This window comes from Herbidospora galbida (genome assembly GCF_005233835.1).
GTDB classification, from domain to species: Bacteria; Actinomycetota; Actinomycetes; order Streptosporangiales; family Streptosporangiaceae; genus Herbidospora; species Herbidospora galbida.
In genome coordinates, this window is record NZ_SZQA01000057.1 from 16697 (window position 1) to 35145 (window position 18449).

General features: G+C 71.4%; 17 protein-coding genes. 13 read left to right on the forward strand and 4 right to left on the reverse strand.

Annotation, left to right across the window (positions count from 1 at the left end):
- The first annotated feature begins 2 nt into the window (after window positions 1-2).
- On the forward strand, window positions 3-233 hold the full coding sequence (locus tag FDA94_RS35735) for an exodeoxyribonuclease VII small subunit (protein WP_030451886.1): 231 nt from the start codon (window positions 3-5) through the stop codon (window positions 231-233).
- Between the two features lie 10 nt (window positions 234-243).
- Here the strand turns inward: FDA94_RS35735 and FDA94_RS35740 are convergent, their stop codons facing one another.
- Both FDA94_RS35740 and FDA94_RS35745 read right to left on the reverse strand, forming a co-directional pair.
- The gene (locus FDA94_RS35740; protein ID WP_137251460.1) at window positions 244-768 is read right to left on the reverse strand and encodes a DUF4245 domain-containing protein; all 525 of its coding nucleotides are present in this window, start codon (window positions 766-768) and stop codon (window positions 244-246) included.
- Between the two features lie 23 nt (window positions 769-791).
- Window positions 792-1385 carry a TetR/AcrR family transcriptional regulator gene (locus FDA94_RS35745; protein WP_137251461.1) on the reverse strand — a complete coding sequence of 198 codons (594 nt, stop codon included), beginning with the start codon at window positions 1383-1385 and terminating at the stop codon, window positions 792-794.
- 112 nt (window positions 1386-1497) lie between these two features.
- On the opposite strand from FDA94_RS35745, the gene glpX reads away from it, so the two are divergent.
- The gene (glpX, locus tag FDA94_RS35750; protein ID WP_137251462.1) at window positions 1498-2550 is read left to right on the forward strand and encodes a class II fructose-bisphosphatase; all 1053 of its coding nucleotides are present in this window, start codon (window positions 1498-1500) and stop codon (window positions 2548-2550) included.
- Window positions 2551-2557: 7 nt separating this feature from the next.
- On the opposite strand, the gene FDA94_RS35755 is transcribed toward glpX, so the two are convergent.
- The gene (locus tag FDA94_RS35755; RefSeq protein WP_137251463.1) at window positions 2558-3181 is read right to left on the reverse strand and encodes a DUF1707 SHOCT-like domain-containing protein; all 624 of its coding nucleotides are present in this window, start codon (window positions 3179-3181) and stop codon (window positions 2558-2560) included.
- An 88-nt stretch (window positions 3182-3269) separates the two neighbouring features.
- On the opposite strand from FDA94_RS35755, the gene FDA94_RS35760 reads away from it, so the two are divergent.
- The 4 genes from FDA94_RS35760 to FDA94_RS35775 all read left to right on the forward strand — a co-directional run bounded on the left by FDA94_RS35760 (window position 3270) and on the right by FDA94_RS35775 (window position 6738).
- Window positions 3270-3755, forward strand: coding sequence for a SigE family RNA polymerase sigma factor (locus tag FDA94_RS35760; protein WP_137251464.1), 486 nt, complete (start codon window positions 3270-3272; stop codon window positions 3753-3755).
- Window positions 3755-4867 carry a TolB-like translocation protein gene (locus FDA94_RS35765; protein ID WP_137251465.1) on the forward strand — a complete coding sequence of 371 codons (1113 nt, stop codon included), beginning with the start codon at window positions 3755-3757 and terminating at the stop codon, window positions 4865-4867. Before FDA94_RS35760 ends, FDA94_RS35765 begins: the two co-directional genes overlap by 1 nt.
- Window positions 4868-4958: 91 nt before the next feature.
- Complete coding sequence (locus FDA94_RS35770) at window positions 4959-5507, forward strand: hypothetical protein (RefSeq protein ID WP_137251466.1); 549 nt, start codon at window positions 4959-4961, stop codon at window positions 5505-5507.
- A gap of 43 nt (window positions 5508-5550) precedes the next feature.
- Window positions 5551-6738 (forward strand): MFS transporter, encoded by a 1188-nt coding sequence (locus FDA94_RS35775; protein WP_137251467.1) that lies wholly within the window; start codon window positions 5551-5553, stop codon window positions 6736-6738.
- On the opposite strand, the gene pdxR is transcribed toward FDA94_RS35775, so the two are convergent.
- Window positions 6671-7987: a MocR-like pyridoxine biosynthesis transcription factor PdxR gene (pdxR, locus tag FDA94_RS35780; RefSeq protein ID WP_137251468.1), complete on the reverse strand. Its 1317-nt coding sequence runs from the start codon at window positions 7985-7987 to the stop codon at window positions 6671-6673. The genes FDA94_RS35775 and pdxR overlap by 68 nt on opposite strands.
- Before the next feature lie 71 nt (window positions 7988-8058).
- Here pdxR and FDA94_RS35785 point away from each other — a divergent pair, with 71 nt between their 5' ends.
- The 7 genes from FDA94_RS35785 to FDA94_RS35815 form a co-directional block, all read left to right on the forward strand.
- On the forward strand, window positions 8059-9039 hold the full coding sequence (locus tag FDA94_RS35785) for a DMT family transporter (RefSeq protein ID WP_212735651.1): 981 nt from the start codon (window positions 8059-8061) through the stop codon (window positions 9037-9039).
- 102 nt (window positions 9040-9141) lie between these two features.
- Entirely contained in the window at window positions 9142-10785 is a 1644-nt protein-coding gene (locus FDA94_RS35790) for a fumarate hydratase (protein ID WP_137251469.1), read from the forward strand.
- Window positions 10786-10865: 80 nt separating this feature from the next.
- Window positions 10866-12032: a serine/threonine-protein kinase gene (locus FDA94_RS35795; RefSeq protein WP_137251470.1), complete on the forward strand. Its 1167-nt coding sequence runs from the start codon at window positions 10866-10868 to the stop codon at window positions 12030-12032.
- 43 nt (window positions 12033-12075) lie between these two features.
- The gene (locus FDA94_RS35800; protein WP_137251471.1) at window positions 12076-14682 is read left to right on the forward strand and encodes a serine/threonine-protein kinase; all 2607 of its coding nucleotides are present in this window, start codon (window positions 12076-12078) and stop codon (window positions 14680-14682) included.
- A gap of 33 nt (window positions 14683-14715) precedes the next feature.
- Complete coding sequence (locus FDA94_RS35805) at window positions 14716-16155, forward strand: class II fumarate hydratase (protein ID WP_137251472.1); 1440 nt, start codon at window positions 14716-14718, stop codon at window positions 16153-16155.
- A gap of 11 nt (window positions 16156-16166) precedes the next feature.
- Entirely contained in the window at window positions 16167-16931 is a 765-nt protein-coding gene (locus tag FDA94_RS35810) for a 3-hydroxybutyrate dehydrogenase (RefSeq protein ID WP_137251473.1), read from the forward strand.
- A partial coding sequence (locus tag FDA94_RS35815) for a GAF domain-containing protein (protein ID WP_137251474.1) occupies window positions 16932-18449 on the forward strand: 1518 nt, incomplete at its 3' end. It abuts the gene before it with no gap.

Sequence of the window (18449 nt, forward strand, 5' to 3'; positions counted from 1 at the left end):
GCGTGGCTGACGAGAAGACGCCGTCCTACGAGAAGGCGCGCGAGGAGCTGACCGAGGTGGTGCGCCGCCTGGAAGCGGGCGGCCTGACCCTGGAGCAGTCGATCGAACTGTGGGAGCGCGGCGAGAAACTGGCCGCGATCTGCGAGAACTGGCTTCAGGGCGCCCGGGTCAAGCTGGCCGCCGCGATGGCCGAACGCCGCCCAGAGCCGGCCTCCGACGAGGCCCCGTTCTGAGCGGCCCGTTCTAGGCGTCCCGCTCGACCAGGCTGGCCGCGAGCGCACCCAGCTCCGGCCAGTCGGCCGAGCCGGTGACGACGACGGTGCGGCCGTCGGAGACCTTGACCAGCGATCTCTGGTTCTTGTCTTCGCGGAAGCGCTTCTCCCACGTCGCGCCCTTGATCACCTCGGTGCCGATCGAGGTCTCGGTGTTGGCCAGGCGGTTGGCGAACCCGGCGGTGGGCTGCTCGTTGCTCTGGGCCACCATGGCGTGCATGCGCTTGCCGGTGGCGAAGCCCAGCCGCCAGGTCAGCACGCCCTTGGTGTTGGTCAGCCGTGAGCTGGTCGGCACCCAGTTGGCCAGGACCGGCTCGGGCACCGCGACCGGGAACTCGGCCGCGCGGGCGGCGTTGTCGGCGTCGACGGTGAAGTCGACGCGCGGGATGTGCTCGGTCCGGCTCTGCGGCGTGATCAGCAGGAACAGGCCGACCCCGGCGAAGCAGACGAGCAGCGCGAAGGCGTAGCCGTAGAGGCCCTGGGTGAATCGGCGCACGGTCCCGAGACTACCGGCTCGGGTCAGAGGTTCCTGATCCGGCCGATGATGCCGAGGGCCTGATCGGCCATCAGCCGGGCCGCGTCGAGGTCGGCCGACAGGGTCAGTTCCTGGACGACCGCCGCCAGCGCCCCCGTGATCACCACCACCAGCGCGTCTTCGTGCTCGAAGAGCGAGGCGTTGCGGCGGGCCCAGGTACGCAGCCGTTCGCGGATGACGACCTCGAAGCCGGGCGGCCCGTCGCCCCGCAGGAACAGCGCCGCCAGGTCGCGTTCCTGCACGCAGCCGTCGAGGTAGGCCCGCGCCCCGGCCAGGAACAGCTTCATCGGCTCGGTCTCGCCCTCGGCGCGGGCGTCTTGGACGGCGGTCTTGGTGCGCTGCGCCTGCCGGTCCTGGAACTCGTCGAACAGCGCCCGGTAGAGGTCGGCCTTGCCGGAGAAGTGGTGGTAGAGGCTGCCGACGCTGGCCCCGGCCCGCTGGACCACCTCGGTGACCCCGGCCTCGGCGAACCCCTGGGTGATGAACACGTCGCGGGCGGCGTCGAGAAGGGCGACCCGGGTCGCCGCGCCTCTTTCCGAGGTGCCCCGGCCGGTCTCCTTGATGTTGTCGCCGCTCATGCAGGCGAGATTATCGATGGAGCCGGGTGATGTGGCACGACTCACGCAGAATCAACGGGTGATACGGGGTAGGGCAGTGTCATGTGCCACAACGCGCGCTTGAGGAGATGCGATGAACTCAGATCAGTCTGTGCCCCCGCCCCTGGCCACTGACCACCGTGCGCCCGACCGCAACCTCGCCCTCGAACTGGTCAGGGTGACCGAGGCGGCGGCGATGGCCAGCGCCCGGTGGGTGGGCCGTGGTGACAAGAACGGCGCCGACGGGGCGGCGGTCAGCGCGATGCGGCAGTTGATCAACACGGTGTCGATGCGCGGCAAGGTGGTGATCGGCGAGGGCGAGAAGGACAAGGCCCCGATGCTGTTCAACGGCGAGGAGGTCGGCGACGGCACCGGCGCCGAGTGCGACGTGGCGGTCGACCCGATCGACGGCACCCGGCTGTGCGCCCTGGGCATGAACAACGCCATCTCGGTGATCGCGGTGAGCCCCAGGGGGTCGATGTACGACTCCAGCGCCGTCTTCTACATGGAGAAACTCGTGACGGGCGCCGAGGCGGCCGGGGTGGTCGACATCGAGGCGCCGGTGGCCCACAACGTGGCGGCGGTGGCCAAGGCGAAGGGCGGCAAGGCCTCCGACGTGACCGTGGTCATCCTCGACCGGACGCGGCACGAGAAGATCGTCCAGGAGATCAGGGAGACCGGCGCGCGGATCAAGTTCATCACCGACGGCGACGTCGCGGGCGCGATCATGGCCGCCCAGCCGGGCACCGGCGTCGACCTGATGCTCGGCATCGGCGGCACCCCCGAGGGCACCGTCGCGGCCTGCGCGATGAAGTGCCTCGGCGGCGTCATCCAGGGCAAACTCTGGCCCCAGGACGACGCCGAACGCCGCCGCGCCCTCGACGCGGGCCTCGACCTGAACCGGGTGCTCACCACCGACGACCTGGTCAGCTCCGACGACGTGTTCTTCGCCGCGACCGGCGTGACCGACGGCGAGCTGATGAACGGCGTCCGCTACCAGGGCGGCCTGCGCAACCGGGGCGGCGTGGCGCACACCCACTCGCTGGTCATGCGCGGCCGGTCGGGCACGATCAGGCGGATCGAGAGCGAGCACCAGCTCTGGAAGCTCGGCGCCTACAGCGCCATCAACTTCGACACCGCCCTCTGACGCCCGTCTAACGCCGCCGCCCCTTCTTGGGCGGCTTCGGCGACTTGGCGATCACCCGCCCGCCCCAGACGTATCCGGCCAGTTCGATGACCGGGCAGTCGGGGTCGGCGGGTGGTCGCGTCTGGTCTTTGAACTGGCCGATCCGGGCGTTGGGCGCGACCACGATGCGCACCCCTTCCGGGACGGTCATGTTGACCGTGCCGGCCACGACGGCCAGCTGCACGACGATCCGGCGCGACTGGAGCAGCGCCTCGCGCAGGTCGAGTTCGACCTTGCCCCCGATCGAGCTGACCGGGACGGTCGAGGGCACCACCCAGCGGCCGCCGCGCGACTCGTTGCGGAAGACGGCCGCGACGGGCCGGCTGTGCAGGGCGATGGGCTGCTGGTCGGGTGGCAGCAGATCCCGCGTGAGCACCATGAGCTGCCCGAGCGTCAGGGAGCGGTAGGCGGCGTCGACGCGTTCCTCGTGTTCGAGGCGGGACAGCCGCCCGTCGGCGGCGGCCTCGGTCAGCACGGTGATGACCCGCTCACGGTCGGCGTCGGAGGCGCGCAGTTCCTCGGGCCGGGGGCCCGACGAGGTCTCCCTGGGGGTGACCAGGGCGGCGATCCATTCACGGAAGTCGCTACTCACCCCTTGAGATTACGGTGCGGGCGGCAGATCCCCACCAGGGACGGACCCCGATATGCAACGGCTTCGGCCCTGACGTGCTCTAAGGGACATGCGGGAAGACGACCAGTTCGAGAAGTTCGCCGACGGGCGGGCCGACGCGCTGCTGAGGTTCGGCTACGTCCTGTCCGGCGACCCGCACGACGCCGCCGACCTCGTCCAAGAGGCGCTGGCCCGATTACGCGCCTCCTGGCACCGGGTCCAGCGCAAGGACGACCCCGAACGCTACGTGCGGACCACCATGACCCGGCTCCATTTGCGCCAGTGGCGGCTGCGCAGCCGGGAGCGCCCGACCGCCGACCCGCCCGACCGGGGCTCACCACCGGTCTACGACGAGACCTCCGACCTCGGCGACGCGCTGGCCGCCCTGCCCCGGCGGCAGCGCGCGGTGATCGTGCTGCGTTACTACACGGGCCTGACCGACGAGGAGATCGCCGCCACCCTCGGCGTCTCCCGGGGCACCGTGCGCAGCCAGGCGTTCCGCGCGCTGGCGCGGCTGCGCGGGCAACTGAGGGCCGACGGGTTCAGGAGGATCTGATGCGCGACGACTTCGAACGGCACCTGGAATCCGGCCTCCGACTCCTGGCCGACCGCGCCCCCACTGCCCCTCCCGACCTCATGGCCCAGGTCCGGGCCCGCCGCCCCCGCCGCTGGTGGAAGGCGCTGGCCGCCTTCGTGACGACGGGCGCGCTCGTCGCGACGGGCGTCGCCGTCACGTCCCCGGGCGGCCGGCCGGTGGAGAAGCCCGATCCGTCTCCCGCCATCGAGAAGGTGTTTCCGCGGGCGGTGCACTCGGTTCCCCGGCTGATGCCCGACGGCCGCATGTACGACGTCGTGGCGATGATCGACCGGGGGCACGCGCTGATCCGGACCGGCGAGGGCGACCGCACCGACGGGTTGTGGTCGCTCGACCTGGCCACCGGCCGGCCGACCCGGCTGGTCGAGGTCTCCACGCCCAAGGGCACCGTGATCAGCTTCTGGTCGGCCGCGGTCGGCGAGGGGCGCATCGCCTGGTGGACGTCCCGGAGGGTCAAGGGGAAGATGACCACCACCTTCTTCACCGCGCCCGTCACCGGCGGCGAGCAGCGGGTGCTGGCCGAGGCCCCGGGCTCCCCGCTCGACCTCACGATCTCCGACGGCAGGCTCGTCTGGACCCGGGGCGGCACGGGAGGCGCCTACGAGGTGCCGCTGTCGGGCGGCGTCCCGAAGGCGATCAAGGGCACCGAGGGCATGCACATGGTCCAGTGGCCGTGGGTCGGCACTCCGGCCTTCCGGCAGCAGAAGCTGGCCATCGTGCACGGCGAGATCGTCAACGCCCTGACCGGCGAGCGGCGCACCACCTCGGGCTGGACCGCGCCCGCCCAGTGTTCGGTCACCTGGTGCATGTCCCGCGACCGGATCGGGCGGCGCGACGGCACCGGGGCCAGGGTGGTGCCGGAGATGTTCCTGGCGGACCCGCCCGCCCTCGACCGCTTCGTGCTGCCGCGCTCTCCGGGCGGGGGGCTGATCGACCTGGCCACGGGGCGGAACATCGGCCTGCGCGCCGACGACAACCCCGTGCTCGACTACCGCATGAAGGTGCTGACGTACGAGAAGGGCGGCCGTCTGATCATCGTCGATCTGGCGGCGATACCCCGGGTGAACCCTTAGCCGCCGCTCCGGGATCTCCGCCGCACGGAGGAGGTCCCGGTTCGGCCTTCGCGCCGATTACGGCGGCGCCCACGAGGACGACGCTGAACCCATGAATCCCCGCATCGCCTTCATCGGCGCGCCTCTGCTCACCCTCGTCTACGGCGTGATCCGCCTGCTGAGCGAGCACGGCCCCGGTCTCGCCTGGACCACCGGCCACATCGCCTTCCTCGTCGCCCTCGGCCTCTACGGCGTGGTGCTGATCCAGCTCGACCGGCACACCTTCACCGGCTTCACCGTCGTGGGCTTCGCCGGGCTGGCCGCCTTCGCCGCGCAGTTCGTCATCGACCTCGTGGTGGGCTTCATGGCCGCCGACCGCGCCGAGATGAGCGACCTGTTCGGCCGGGTCTACGACACCCCGGGGCTGGAACTGCTCGTCCAGCAGGCCGGTCCGCCGCTGTTCTACCTCGCCCTGTTCGCCGTCATGACCCACCTCGCGATCCAGCGCCGGATTCCGATCTGGATCCCGGTCGCCGTGCTGGTGGCCAGCGTGCTCCCCGCCCTCAACCTCGATCTGCTGCCGGTCTCGGCGGTGATCATCCTGATCGCCTTCGCGACCCTCGTACGGGGAGTTGTTGACCTGGAAGAGGCCCGCCCCTAGCCTGAGCCAAATCTTGAAACACGCTCATGTTCGGGAGGCTGTCGTGCCTCGTGACCGGCAGGCCCGCCTCGCCACGTTCGCGGTGTTCTTCGTGCAGGGCCTCACGTTCTCGACGCTGCTCACCCAGGTCGCGGCGCTGCAGCACAAACACGGTCTCGACGAGGGCGAACTGACCCTCCTCCTGCTGGTCGTGCCGGTCATCGCGGGTGTGGGCAGCGTCGTCGCCGGTCAGGTGGCGGCCCGGTGGGGCAGCCGGTCCATGCTCCTGTACGTCCAGCCGCTCGCCTGCGCCGCCGTCGCGCTCAGCGGGTGGGCGGGGAGCGTGCCGGTCCTGGTGGCGGCGCTGGTGCTGTTCGGGCTGGGCCTGGGCGGGGTCGACGCCGGGATGAACATGCAGGGCACCGCCGTCGAGCGGCGCTACGCCCGGCCGGTGATGACGGGGTTCCACGCGCTGTGGAGCCTGGCGGCGGTGATCGGGGCCGCGTGGGCGTCGAACGCGACCGGGCTCGGCCTCGACCTGGGGCCGGCGTTCACGATCGTGATGGTCCCGGCCCTGCTGATCTCGCTGGCCGCCAACCGGTGGCTGTTCGGCCCGGCCGAGGAGCACGTCGAGACGGTCGTGGCGACCGGCCCGGTCACCGTCCCGTGGCGGCCGATCCTGCCGCTGTGCCTGGCGATGGCCTTCCTCTACGTCGGCGACGCGTCGGTGTCGAACTTCGGGTCGGTCTACTTCGACCAGGCGCTCACCGCCGAGGCGTGGCTGGCGCCGTGGGCCCTCGGGGCCTACCAGGCGACGACCTTCCTCGTGCGGGTCGGCGGCGACGCGGCGGTCAGCCGGTTCGGGCCCGCCACGATCGTGCGGGTCGGCGGGGTGGTCGCGGCGCTGGGCTTCCTGCTCATCGTGCTCGCGCCGAACGAGGCGGTGGCGATCGCCGGGTTCGCGCTGACCGGGGTCGGGCTGTCGGTGGTCGCGCCCCAGTCGTTCTCGGCGGCCGGGCGGCTCGACCCGGCCGGGACCGGCGTGGCCATCGCCCGGGTCAACATGTTCAACTACGTCGGCTTCATCGTCGGGGCCGCGCTGGTCGGCGGCATCGGCGACGCCGCCGGGTTCCAGGCCGCGTTCGTCGCGCCGCTCGTGCTGGCCGCCGGGATCGTGGTGCTGGCTAGGGGCTTCGCATCTCCCGTACGGCTCCCGCGAGCCGATGGCCAGGCCACCGAGCGAAACCGATGACCACGGCCGGGCCGTCGACCGGTTCGGCGGCCAGCCCGGCGGCGACCGCCTCGGCGGCGAACGTGCGGGCGTCCCACTCGGGCGGCAGTTCGGCGAACAGGTGCAGCCCGGCCGAGATGCCGCACACCTTCACCTCGGGGAACCGCTCGGCCAGCGCGCCCACCAGGGCGTCGCGGCGGGCCCGGTATTCGCGCCGCATCCGCCGCAGGTGCCGGTCGTAGGCGCCGGTGGCGATGAAGTGGGCCAGGGTGTACTGGTCGAGCACCGGTGACCCCAGGTCGAACTCGCCCCGGAACTTCCGCAGCTCGGCCGCGAGTGAGACGGGCGCGACCAGCCAGCCCAGCCGCAGGCCCGGCGCGAGGGCCTTGCTGACGCTGCCGGCCAGCACCACCCGGTTGGGGGCGAGCCCCTGGAGGCAGCCGACGGGTTCGCGGTCGAACCGGAACTCGGCGTCGTAGTCGTCTTCGAGGACGGTCGCCCCGGTCCGGGCCGCCCAGGAGATCAGCTCGGCACGGCGGCGCGGCGACAGCACCACGCCGGTCGGATAGTGGTGGGCCGGGGTCAGCAGCACCGCGGTGGCGCCGCTGCGGGCCAGCTCGGCGACGTCGATCCCCTCGTCGTCGACCGGGATCCCGATCAGCTCGGCCCCCGCCCTGCGGAGCAGCGGCGTCTGCCGCTCGCTCGTGGGCAGCTCGGTGGCCAGCCGCAGCGGCCCGAGCGCCTGGACGACCAGCGACAGCCCCTGCGCCACGCCGGTGACCACCACGACGTTCTCGGGCTCGGCCCGCGCCGCCCGGACCCGCCGGAGATAGGCCGCCAGCTCGCCCCGCAGCTCCGGCACGCCGCCGGGATCGCCGTAGTCGAGCGCGTCGTGCGGCAGCGTGGCCAGCACGTGCCGGTAGGCGGCGCCCCACGCCTGCCGGGGGAAGGCCCCGAGGTCCGGCGAGGTCGGCCTACCGCCGAACTCACCCGAGGCGTCGGCCGGGGAGGCGGGTTCCTCGATCGTGACGGCCGCGACGGTCGTGCCGGCCCCGATCCGCGACTCCAGGAAGCCTTCGGCGACGAGCTGCTCGTACGCCTCGACGACCACCCCGCGCGAGACCGCCAGATCCCGCGCCAGATCACGGCTCGCCGGGAGCCGGGTGCCGGCGGGCAGCCGGCCGGTGCGCACCGCCTCGCGGAGTTCGCCGGCCACCTGGCGGGCGAGGCCGCCGGCCTGGCGGTCAAGGGAGAGATGCAGGTCGGCCAACGATTGGTCCTCGTTTTACCGGAGAGATTGGACTGATTCTGTGAACCATTTCATTCCTAGCATCCATCGTCATGAGCAAAGGCACGACGGTGGCCGCGGCGGCGGGGGCGATGTTCCTGGTGGGCACTCTCGCCGCGGTGAGTGGCCTGATCAAGGACTATCCCCTCTACGGCGGGCAAACGGTGCGTTACGCCGTCGCCGCCCTGATCATGTTCGTGATCATGAAGGCGAGTTCCAGGCCCAGAGCCCACCTCACGGTAAAGGATTTCGGGCTGCTGGTCGCACTCGCGCTGACCGGCCTGGTGCTGTTCAACGTCTGCGTGGTCGAGTCGACCCGGGGGGCCGGTCCGGCACTCGTGGGGACCATGCTGGCGACGGTGCCGCTGGTGATGGCGGTGGTGACCACGCGCAGGCCGAAGCCCCGGGTGGTCGTGGCGGCGGGGATCGTGGTGGCCGGGGCGCTGCTGGCGACCGGGCTCGGCGGGGGCGGGGTCGACTCGCTGCTCTGGGCGCTGGGGGCGGTGGCGTGCGAGGTGTGCTTCTCGCTGCTGGCGCTGCCGCTGCTGCCGAAGCTGGGGGCGGTGGGCGTGACGGCGTGGTCGGCGGCGCTGGCCGTACCACTGCTGGCCGTGACGGGCCTGGTCGCCGACGGCGCGGCGGTGCTGCGCGTGCCGACGGTGCCCGAGGCGCTGGGCTTCGCCTATCTCGCCTCGGTGGTGACGTGCGGCGCGTTCTTCCTCTGGTACACCGCCCTCCCGCGGCTGGGGCCCGGCCGTGCCGGGCTGTTCGCCGGCGTGATCCCGGTCGGGGCGATCACGACCGGGACCCTCATCGGGCTGGGCCTGCCGTCGGGCGCCGAACTGGCCGGCGCCGCGATCGTGGTGGGCGGCATCGTGGTCGGGCTGCTACCCGATCGGCCACTGCGGGTGCGGGTCGTCCATGTTCTTGCGGACGGACCTGATCAGCATGAAGACCAGGGCGCCCACGATCACGACGACACCGACGATTCCGATCGCAATAAAGGCCATGATTCCTCCCGCATTCAGGTCTAATGTCTAGTTTCTCACTATTTGCACCTTCGGGCGGGGGTGCCGGGCGGTTGCCGTACAGTCTTTGCAGACTCACACCGGCGTGATCAACGGAGGCTCGACCCCATGCCCGAGTTCAGCTACACCGACCTCCTTCCTCTGGGGGCCGATGAGACCGAATACCGGCTGATCACCTCCGAAGGGGTCAGGGTCGTCGAGGCAGCCGGACGGAGATTCCTCGAGGTCGAGCCCGAGGCGCTGCGGTTGCTGACCGAGACCGCGATTCACGACATCTCCCACTACCTGCGCGCCTCCCACCTGGCCCAGCTCCGCAAGATCGTCGACGACCCCGAGTCGAGCGGGAACGACCGGTTCGTCGCCCTCGACCTGCTGAAGAACGCGTCGATCTCGGCCGGCGGCGTGCTCCCCATGTGCCAGGACACCGGCACCGCGATCGTCATGGGCAAGCGCGGCCGACACGTGCTGACCGACGGCCGCGACGCCGAGCACATCTCGCGGGGCGTCTACGACGCGTACACGAAACTGAACCTCCGCTACTCCCAGATGGCCCCCATCACCATGTGGGAGGAGAAGAACACCGGCTCCAACCTGCCCGCCCAGATCGAGCTCTACGCCGAGGGCGACGACGCCTACAAGCTGCTGTTCATGGCCAAGGGCGGCGGGTCGGCCAACAAGTCGTTCCTCTACCAGGAGACCAAGGCGGTCCTCAACGAGAAGCGCATGCTGGCCTTCCTGGAGGAGAAGATCCGCTCTCTCGGCACGGCCGCCTGCCCGCCCTACCACCTCGCCGTCGTCGTGGGCGGCACCTCCGCCGAGTTCGCCCTGAAGACCGCCAAGTACGCCAGCGCCCGCTACCTCGACGCGCTGCCGACCGAGGGCTCCCCCGAGGGCCATGGCTTCCGTGACCTGGAGATGGAGCAGAAGGTCTTCGAGCTCACCCAGAAGCTCGGCATCGGCGCCCAGTTCGGCGGCAAGTACTTCTGCCACGACGTCCGCGTGATCCGGCTGCCCCGCCACGGCGCGTCGTGCCCGGTCGCCATCGCGGTCTCGTGCTCGGCCGACCGCCAGGCGCTCGCGAAGATCACCGCCGAGGGCGTCTTCCTGGAGCAGCTCGAGACCGACCCGGCCCGGTTCCTGCCCGACACCACCGACGAGCACCTCGGCGGCGACGTCGTCAGCGTGGACCTCAACCGGCCCATGTCCGAGGTCCTGGCCGAGCTGTCGAAATACCCCGTCAAGACCCGCCTGTCGCTGACCGGCCCGCTGGTGGTGGCCCGCGACATCGCGCACGCCAAGATCGGCGAGCTCCTCGACGCCGGCGGCGAGATGCCGCAATACCTGAAAGACCACGCCGTCTACTACGCCGGGCCCGCGAAGACCCCCGAGGGCTACGCCTCGGGCTCGTTCGGCCCCACGACCGCCGGCCGCATGGACTCCTACGTCGAGCGCTTCCAGGCGGCGGGCGGCTCGATGGTCATGCTGGCCAAGGGCAACCGGTCCAAGCAGGTCACCGACGCCTGCAAGTCCTACGGCGGGTTCTACCTCGGCTCGATCGGCGGACCGGCCGCGCGGCTCGCGCAAGACTGCATCAAGAAGGTCGAGGTCCTGGAATATCCGGAACTCGGCATGGAAGCGGTCTGGAAGATCGACGTGGTCGATTTCCCGGCCTTCATCGTGGTGGACGACAAGGGCAACGACTTCTTCACCGACACAACGGGGCCGATTCTGTCCATCGGACGTCGAACCTGACGGAGTTTGACAAAAGTTCTCGACAATGAATCGGCCCGGTCTCTACAGGCACTCGTACACAAATCGGTAAGCTGCCACCCATGCGTGCGCCGTCCGGATACCAGTTAGCCGCGCGCTACCGGCTCCTCCAGCCGGTAGGCCGCGGCGGCATGGGCACGGTGTGGCGTGCGCGTGACGAGCTTCTCGACCGCGACGTGGCGGTCAAGGAGGTGCGGCTGCCTCTCGTCCTCGACGAGGAACTGCGGGCCGAACTCTGCGCCCGCACCGAGCGCGAAGGCCGGGCCACCGCGATGGTCGCCCACCCCTCGGTGATCACCGTCTACGACGTCGTCACCGAAGACGACCGGCCGTGGATCGTCATGGAGCTGCTGAAGGCCCAGTCGCTCGAAGAACTGGTCAAGGCCCAGGGCCCGCAACACCCCGTCAGGGTCGCCGAGATCGGCCGCCAAGTGCTCGGCGCGCTGCGCGCCGTCCACGCGAAGGGCATCCTCCACCGCGACGTGAAGCCCAGCAACGTGCTCGTCACCGACGACCGGGCGGTCCTCACCGACTTCGGCCTGGCCGCACTGGAAGGTGACGTTTCCATAACCCAGGCGGGCATCGTGCTGGGCTCCGCCGGTTACATCGCGCCCGAGCGCGTCCTGGGCGACAAGGCCTCCCCCGCCGCCGATCTGTGGTCGCTCGGGGCGACCCTCTACACCGCCGTCGAGGGCCGGGGCCTTCACGGCCGCCGTACGGCCGCCGCCGCGCTGGCCGCCCTCACGAGCGGCGCCCCCATACCGATGGACAACGCCGGCCCGCTGGCCCCCGTGCTCCGCGGCCTGCTGCAGATCGACCCGGCGGTCCGGCTCGACGGCGTACGGGCCGCGTTGATGCTGGCCAGGATCGCCGCAGGCGGGACGGCCGAGGAGCCCATCGCGGTGCACCGGCCGCCGGTCCGGCCGTCGGCGCCGCCCGCTTTCACGCCGCCGCCCGTCCGGAAGCCGCCCCACCGGGGGCAGCACCGGGCCGACAGCCGTCCGGCCGTGCCCCGGCCGCAGAGCCCGCACGTCTTCCCCCGCGAGCCCCACCCGACCGGCGAGTTCCAGGCGGTGCCCGTACCGGCGCAGCGACGACGGCCGGCCGAAGGCTCACACCGGAAGCCGGCCACCTACGACGCACCCATCGGCCCGCTGACCCGGAGCTTCTGGAACTTCGTCCGGATAGTGCTGCCACGGCGGCTCTGGCCGAAGAAATTTCGCAAGTGAACCTAAAGCGTTCCTCAAGGCCTAGGACGCTATCTTTCTAGTCATGCAGAGCAGGCTGCTGGCGGAGCGCTACGAACTCATATCCCCCCTTGGGCGCGGCACGATGGGCACGGTCTGGCGTGCCGTCGACCGGACCCTGGGACGTGACGTGGCGGTCAAGGAGATCCGCCAGGATCCCGGGCTGACCCAAGAGCAGCGCACCGAACTCCGCGAACGCATGATCCGCGAAGGCCGCGCCGCGGCGCGCGTCCACCACCCCTCCGTGGCGACCATCTTCGACGCCATCGAGGTCGGCGGGGTGCCGTGGATCATCATGGAACTCGTCGAGGGCCGCTCTCTGGAACAGGTCGTGGACGAAGACGGCCCCCTCCCGCCCCGCCTGGTCGCCGAGATCGGCGCCGACCTGCTGGGCGCCCTGCGCACCGCCCACGCCTCGGAGATCCTGCACCGGGACGTGAAACCGAGCAACGTGCTGATCACCCACTCGGGCCGGGTGGTCCTGACCGACTTCGGCATCGCCAAGTCGCGCGGCGACTCGGCCCTGACGCAGACCGGCATGGTGATCGGCTCACCGGGCTACACGGCCCCCGAACGGGCCCGGGGCGACTACACGGGCCCCGAATCCGACCTCTGGTCTCTGGGCGCGACCCTCTACTTCGCGGTGGAGGCGCGGCCGGCGTACGAACGCCGCTCGATCGCCGAGACCCTCGCCGCCCTGATGACCGAGGTGTGCGACCCACCCCGCAACGCCGGACAGCTGAGGCCCGTCCTCGAGGCGATGCTGGAGAAGGACCACACGAAGCGCATCACGGCCGAACGCGCCTCCGTCCTGCTCCGCGCGGTCGCCGACACCCCGACGATGACCCAGTTCCCGGCGGCGGGCGCCCCCAGACCCACCGGCGGCGCGTTCGCTCCCGACGCGGTGTCGCCTTACGGTGACAGCGGGCGCGACCCGAGCGTGGACCGCCCGTTCGGCGCGCCTCGGCCGGTACTGGGCAGCGCGGCTCCCCAGCAGGACCCGAACCGAACGACGACGCCCACCCCTGCTTCGGAAGTCTCGGGACGTGGGGGCGCGATTCCGGGCACCGGACAGCCAGCGGCATCCCGACCTGGCGGCCCCGCGACACCTGGTGGCGGCGCAGGTCACGAAATTTCGGGGCATGGGGCGGAAGAAGTAGGGCCGGGCGCCGGAGCAAGCAGCGCGGGTACCACCTCCGCAGGACACGGCAGATCGGCGCAGGCCAGCGGCGTGGCCACCCCTGATTCAGAGATTTCCGGATCTGGGACCGGGGCCGGAGCGCCACACGCGGGCGAAGCCCCAGGCGACTTGGCCGCTGACGTTCATCCGACGTGGGCAGGTCCTGATATTTCGGCATCCGGCTTCGTGAGCTCGCGGCCCTCCGACGCTCCTGGTTCTGGCGCAAGTGGTCCGGGTGCAGGCGATCCCCGTGCGAGCGGGCCAAGTGCAGCCAGGCCAGGCTCAGGCGGTCCCGGTTCAGGCGGCCCCGGTGCTAGCGGCCCCGGCGCAATTGGACCGGGTGTGGATCCCGGCGCAGGTTTCCCCGGTGTTGGCGGATCTGGGGCCGCGGACTTCGAGGATCCCGATGCCACCCGCTTCCGGCGGCCCACCGTTTCCGATGATCAGACCGTCGTCGTGGTGAAGTCCGAGGCCGCCAACCCCGCCGGTCTCGCCGATGACGTCACCGTCGTCCAGGGACAGCTCCCCGGCAGGCGGGTCTACCCGCCTGACCCGGGCGCCCGTCGGGTCGACATCGACACCGACGCGACTCCCCCCTCGGCCCTTCCGCTGCCGCCACCCCCGCCGCAGGCCTGGACTCCTCCGCCCGTGGGCGGCTACCCGCCGCCCCCCGGCCAGAGCCGGCCCGGCTTCCCTCCAGGCCAAGGTCAGGGCAACTACCCCCCGCACCTCCCCGAGCCCGACCCCAACGTCACCCAAGCCGTCCCCCGGGGCCTGGGCACCGACATCTTCTCGATGCAGCGCGGCGCTCCCCCGCCGGCCGCCAAGCCGAAGGGCAAGGGCCGCCTCGTCCTGCTGCTCGTGCTGGCGTTCGTCGCGTTCGTGGCGCTCGCCGTCGTGGCGGTCTCGGCTTTCGGGGCCAACAGTGCCGCGCCGACCAAGACCGCGGGCCGGATCATCCCGCCCAGCCCCACCTCCGCCACCTACCCCCCGGAGCCCCCCGCACCGGCCCCCGCCAAGGGCACCAAGCGCCAGCAGGGTGCGGGCTACACCATCGACATCCCGGCGAGCTTCGGACGTACGGAGAAGGGAACCCAGGTCTCCTTCTCGGCCAAGGGCAAGGCCACCATCCGGGTGGCCGCAGTGAAGATCACCACCGATCTGCTGAAGTCGATCGAGGCCGCCGAGGCCAAGCAGCCCTATGAGGGCTACGAGCTCATCCGGATCGCGCCGCTGGAAACGTCCCCTTACAAGGGGGCCGACACGGCCGAGTGGGAGTACGCCTACGAGGGCAAGGACGGGCTGGTCCACGTCGTGTCACGGTGGGTCGACGTGCCCGACGGGGGCGCCTTCGCGATCTACTACGCGGTCCCGGAAGCGCAGTGGGCCAAGTCGAAGAAGCAGCGGGACGCCGTTTTCGCCTCGTTCCGGTTCCAGCGCCACCCCAGCTGAATCATCCGCCCGTCTGGGGACAGACTGGGGGGTATGACGCGCATCGAGCATGACTCCATGGGCGAGGTCGAGGTCCCGGATCTCGCCAAGTGGCGGGCGCAGACGCAGCGCGCGGTGGAGAACTTCCCCGTCTCGGGAAGAGGGCTGGAGCCGGCGCACATCTCCGCGCTGGGCACGGTCAAGGCCGCCGCCGCCGTGGTGAACGCCTCCTACGGCCTGCTGGAGGCCGACATGGCGGCGGTGATCGCCGAGGCCGCCGGGGAGGTGGCCGCGAACAAGTGGGACGAGCACTTCCCCGTCGACGTCTTCCAGACGGGCTCTGGCACCTCGTCGAACATGAACGCCAACGAGGTGATCGCGACGCTGGCCGAGGAGCGGCTGGGGCGTCCGGTGCATCCGAACGACCATGTGAACGCCGCCCAGTCGTCCAACGACGTGTTCCCCTCCTCCATCCACGTCGCCGCCGTGACCGAACTGTCGACCCGCCTCACCCCGGCGCTGGAGCACCTGACCACCGCGCTGGAGTCGAAGTCGGTCGAGTTCGCCGAGGTGGTGAAGTCGGGGCGGACCCATCTCATGGACGCCACCCCGGTCACCCTCGGCCAGGAGTTCGGCGGATACGCCGCCCAGATCGAGCTCGCCATCGAACGGCTCCAGGCGGCGCTCCCGAGGGTGGCCGAGCTGCCGCTGGGCGGGACGGCCGTCGGCACCGGCGTCAACACCCCCGACCGCGAGTGGGCCGGGAAGGTGATCGCGGAGATCTCCCGCGCCACCGGGCTGCCGTTCACCGAGGCCAGGAACCACTTCGAGGCCCAGGGCGCGAGAGACGCCCTCGTCGAGCTGTCGGGCGTCCTGAAGACGATCGCGGTCTCGCTCAACAAGATCGCCAACGACCTGCGGTGGATGGGGTCGGGGCCCCGCACGGGGCTGGGCGAGATCAACCTGCCCGACCTCCAGCCGGGGTCGTCGATCATGCCGGGGAAGGTCAACCCGGTCGTGCCCGAAGCCGTGACGATGGTCGCCGCGCAGGTCGTCGGGAACGACGCGACGATCACGATGGCGGGGGCGTCGGGGACGTTCGAGCTGAACGTCCAGATGCCGGTGATCGCGCGGAACCTGCTGGAGTCGATCAGGCTGCTGGGGAACGTGTCGCGGCTGCTCGCCGACCGCTGCGTCGACGGCATCACGGCGAACGAGGAGCGGCTGCGGGAGTACGCCGAGTCGTCCCCCTCCATCGTCACGCCGCTGAACAGGTACGTCGGCTACGAGGAGGCCGCCCGCATCGCCAAGCAGGCGCTCAAGGAGAGGAAGACCATCCGGGAGGTCGTCGTCCAGAGAGGGCACCTCGCCAACGGGACGCTCACGGAGGAACAGCTCAACGAGCTCCTCGACGTGCTGCCCATGACCGGACACATACCGGAAAAGCCCGCTATGTCGGAGCCCCACATGGGCGACAACGACCCAGACGCGTAGATTCGGGTCGCATGACGAAAGACCTCGCCGGGCGGACGGCCCTGGTGACGGGCGCGGGCAGCGGCATCGGACGGGCGTGCGCGATCAGGCTGGCGGCGGCGGGGGCCCACGTTGTCGTCGCCGACCTGCGGGAACACGAGGCGGCCGAGACCGCGGCCATGATCGGAGGCGTCGCGGTCACGGCCGACCTGGCCGACCCGGCCGCCTATGAAGAGGGGCCGCTCATCGAGCACGCCGCCCAGGCCGACATGATCGTCAACAACGCCGGGTTCCAGCATGTCGCGCCCATCGAGGAGTTCCCGCCGGAGATCTTCTCCCGTCTCATGTCGGTGCAGGTGGAGGCGCCCTTCCGGCTGATCCGGGCGGCGTTGCCGTACATGAAGGAGAACCGGTTCGGCCGGGTGGTGAACATCTCCTCGGTGCACGGGCTGCGGGCCTCGCCGTTCAAGGTGGCCTACGTGACGGCCAAGCACGCCCTCGAAGGGCTGTCGAAGGTGATCGCCCTCGAAGGCGCTCCCTACGGGGTCACCTCGACCTGTGTCTGCCCGGCCTACGTGCGCACCCCGCTCGTCGAGAACCAGATCGCCGCGCAGGCGGAGGCGCACCGGATCTCGCCCGAAGAGGTCGTCGAGCGCATCATGTTGCAACCGGCCGCCATCAAGCGGCTGGTCGAACCCGAAGAGGTGGCCGAGATGGTCGCCTATCTGTGCGGCCCTGCGGGATCGTTCATCACGGGGGTGTCCATTCCGCTCGACGGAGGCTGGAGCGCGCGATAGATGAACGTCTTCCTGGAACTGCTGGCCAGGGAGGCCTCGGCCGTCGAGTTCGAGGGGCCGGTGCTCCAGGCGCGGGCGGCGGGCGCCGACCAGGCCACGCTGGAGGAGCTGGAGCGCGAGAAGGTCGCCGCGCTGCGGATCAGGGCCGTGATGCGCCGCCGCGCCCGCCGGGAGGCGGAGCTGTCGGCGCTGTTCGACACCGCCAAAGACCTCGCGGGCCTGCGTGACATCGACGCCGTCCTGGCCGCGATCGTGCGCCGGGCGCGCGGGCTGCTCGGCACCGACGTGGCCTACCTGACGCTCAACGACGCCGAGCGCGGCGACACCTACATGCGGGTCACCGACGGCGTGATCACCGCCCGCTTCCGTTCTGTACGCCTCCCTCTCGGCGCCGGCCTAGGCGGCCTGGTGGCCCAGACGGGCGAGGGATACGCCACCTCCGACTACTTCGCCGACGAGCGCTTCCGGCACACGATCACGATCGACGACGCCGTCACCGAAGAGGGGCTGGTGGCGATCCTGGGCGTGCCGCTGCGGCTGGGCGGTCAGGTCATCGGCGTGCTGTTCGCGGCCGACCGGGGCGCCCGGCCGTTCGCGCGCGAGGAGATCGCGCTGCTGTCGTCGCTGGCCGCGCACGCCTCGGTCGCCATCGACACCGCGCGGCTGCTGGAGGAGACCCGGGCCGCGCTGACCGAGCTCAGCGAGGCCAACCGGCTGATCCGCAACCACTCCACGGCCATCGAGCGGGCCGCCGACGCGCACGACCGGATGACCGGCCTGGTGCTGCGGGGCGGCGGCGTCGAGGACGTCGCGGCGGTGGTCACCGAGGTCATCGGCGGCAAGCTGACCGTGCTCGACGGCACCGGCGAACCGCTGGTGGGCGACCCGGGCGACGTCGACCCGAGCGTCCCCGACGCGGCACGGGCCTCCCGGGCGCTGGGCAGGTCGGTGGAGCGCGGCCGGAACCTGATCGCCTCGGTCGACGTGGGCGGCTCGGAGAGCGCCCCGCTGTGCACGCTGGTGCTGCGCACGGCCGGCCCGGTGGTCGACACCGACCGGCGCATCCTGGAGCGGGCCGCCCTCGTCACCGCCCTGCTGCTGTTGTTCCGCCGCAGCGTGGCCGACGCCGAGGGCCGGGTGCGCGGCGAGCTGCTCGACGACCTGATCGCCCGGCCCGACCTGGCCGGGCTGCCCGACCGGGCCCGCCGCCTGGGCCTGGACCTGGCCGAACCCCACGTGCTGGTGACCGTCACCCACGACGGGCAGCGCGAGCGGGCCGCGTTCTGGGCGTCGTCGGAGGCGGCCCTCACGGGCGGCCTGGCGACCGCGCGCGGCGACGAGGTGGTGCTGCTGCTCCCGGGCGACAAACCGGGCGTGACGGCCAAACGGGTGGCCGCCGAGCTGTCGGCCAGCCTGGGCCGGCCGGCCACCGCCGGGGCCGCGCAGGCGCGGTCGGACGTGGCCGCCGCCTACGAGGAGGCCCGCCGGTGCGCGTCGGCCCTGGTGGCGCTCGGCCGG

Excerpts from the sequence above, each read along its gene's own strand:
- glpX (WP_137251462.1), top strand. The coding sequence starts at position 1,498 with ATGAACTCAGATCAGTCTGTGCCCCCGCCCCTGGCCACTGACCACCGT.
- FDA94_RS35785 (WP_212735651.1), top strand. The coding sequence starts at position 8,059 with ATGAGCAAAGGCACGACGGTGGCCGCGGCGGCGGGGGCGATGTTCCTG.
- FDA94_RS35745 (WP_137251461.1), bottom strand. The coding sequence starts at position 1,385 with ATGAGCGGCGACAACATCAAGGAGACCGGCCGGGGCACCTCGGAAAGA.
- FDA94_RS35795 (WP_137251470.1), top strand. The coding sequence starts at position 10,866 with ATGCGTGCGCCGTCCGGATACCAGTTAGCCGCGCGCTACCGGCTCCTC.
- FDA94_RS35810 (WP_137251473.1), top strand. The coding sequence starts at position 16,167 with ATGACGAAAGACCTCGCCGGGCGGACGGCCCTGGTGACGGGCGCGGGC.
- FDA94_RS35765 (WP_137251465.1), top strand. The coding sequence starts at position 3,755 with ATGCGCGACGACTTCGAACGGCACCTGGAATCCGGCCTCCGACTCCTG.
- FDA94_RS35770 (WP_137251466.1), top strand. The coding sequence starts at position 4,959 with ATGAATCCCCGCATCGCCTTCATCGGCGCGCCTCTGCTCACCCTCGTC.
- FDA94_RS35800 (WP_137251471.1), top strand. The coding sequence starts at position 12,076 with ATGCAGAGCAGGCTGCTGGCGGAGCGCTACGAACTCATATCCCCCCTT.
- FDA94_RS35805 (WP_137251472.1), top strand. The coding sequence starts at position 14,716 with ATGACGCGCATCGAGCATGACTCCATGGGCGAGGTCGAGGTCCCGGAT.
- FDA94_RS35790 (WP_137251469.1), top strand. The coding sequence starts at position 9,142 with ATGCCCGAGTTCAGCTACACCGACCTCCTTCCTCTGGGGGCCGATGAG.
- FDA94_RS35760 (WP_137251464.1), top strand. The coding sequence starts at position 3,270 with ATGCGGGAAGACGACCAGTTCGAGAAGTTCGCCGACGGGCGGGCCGAC.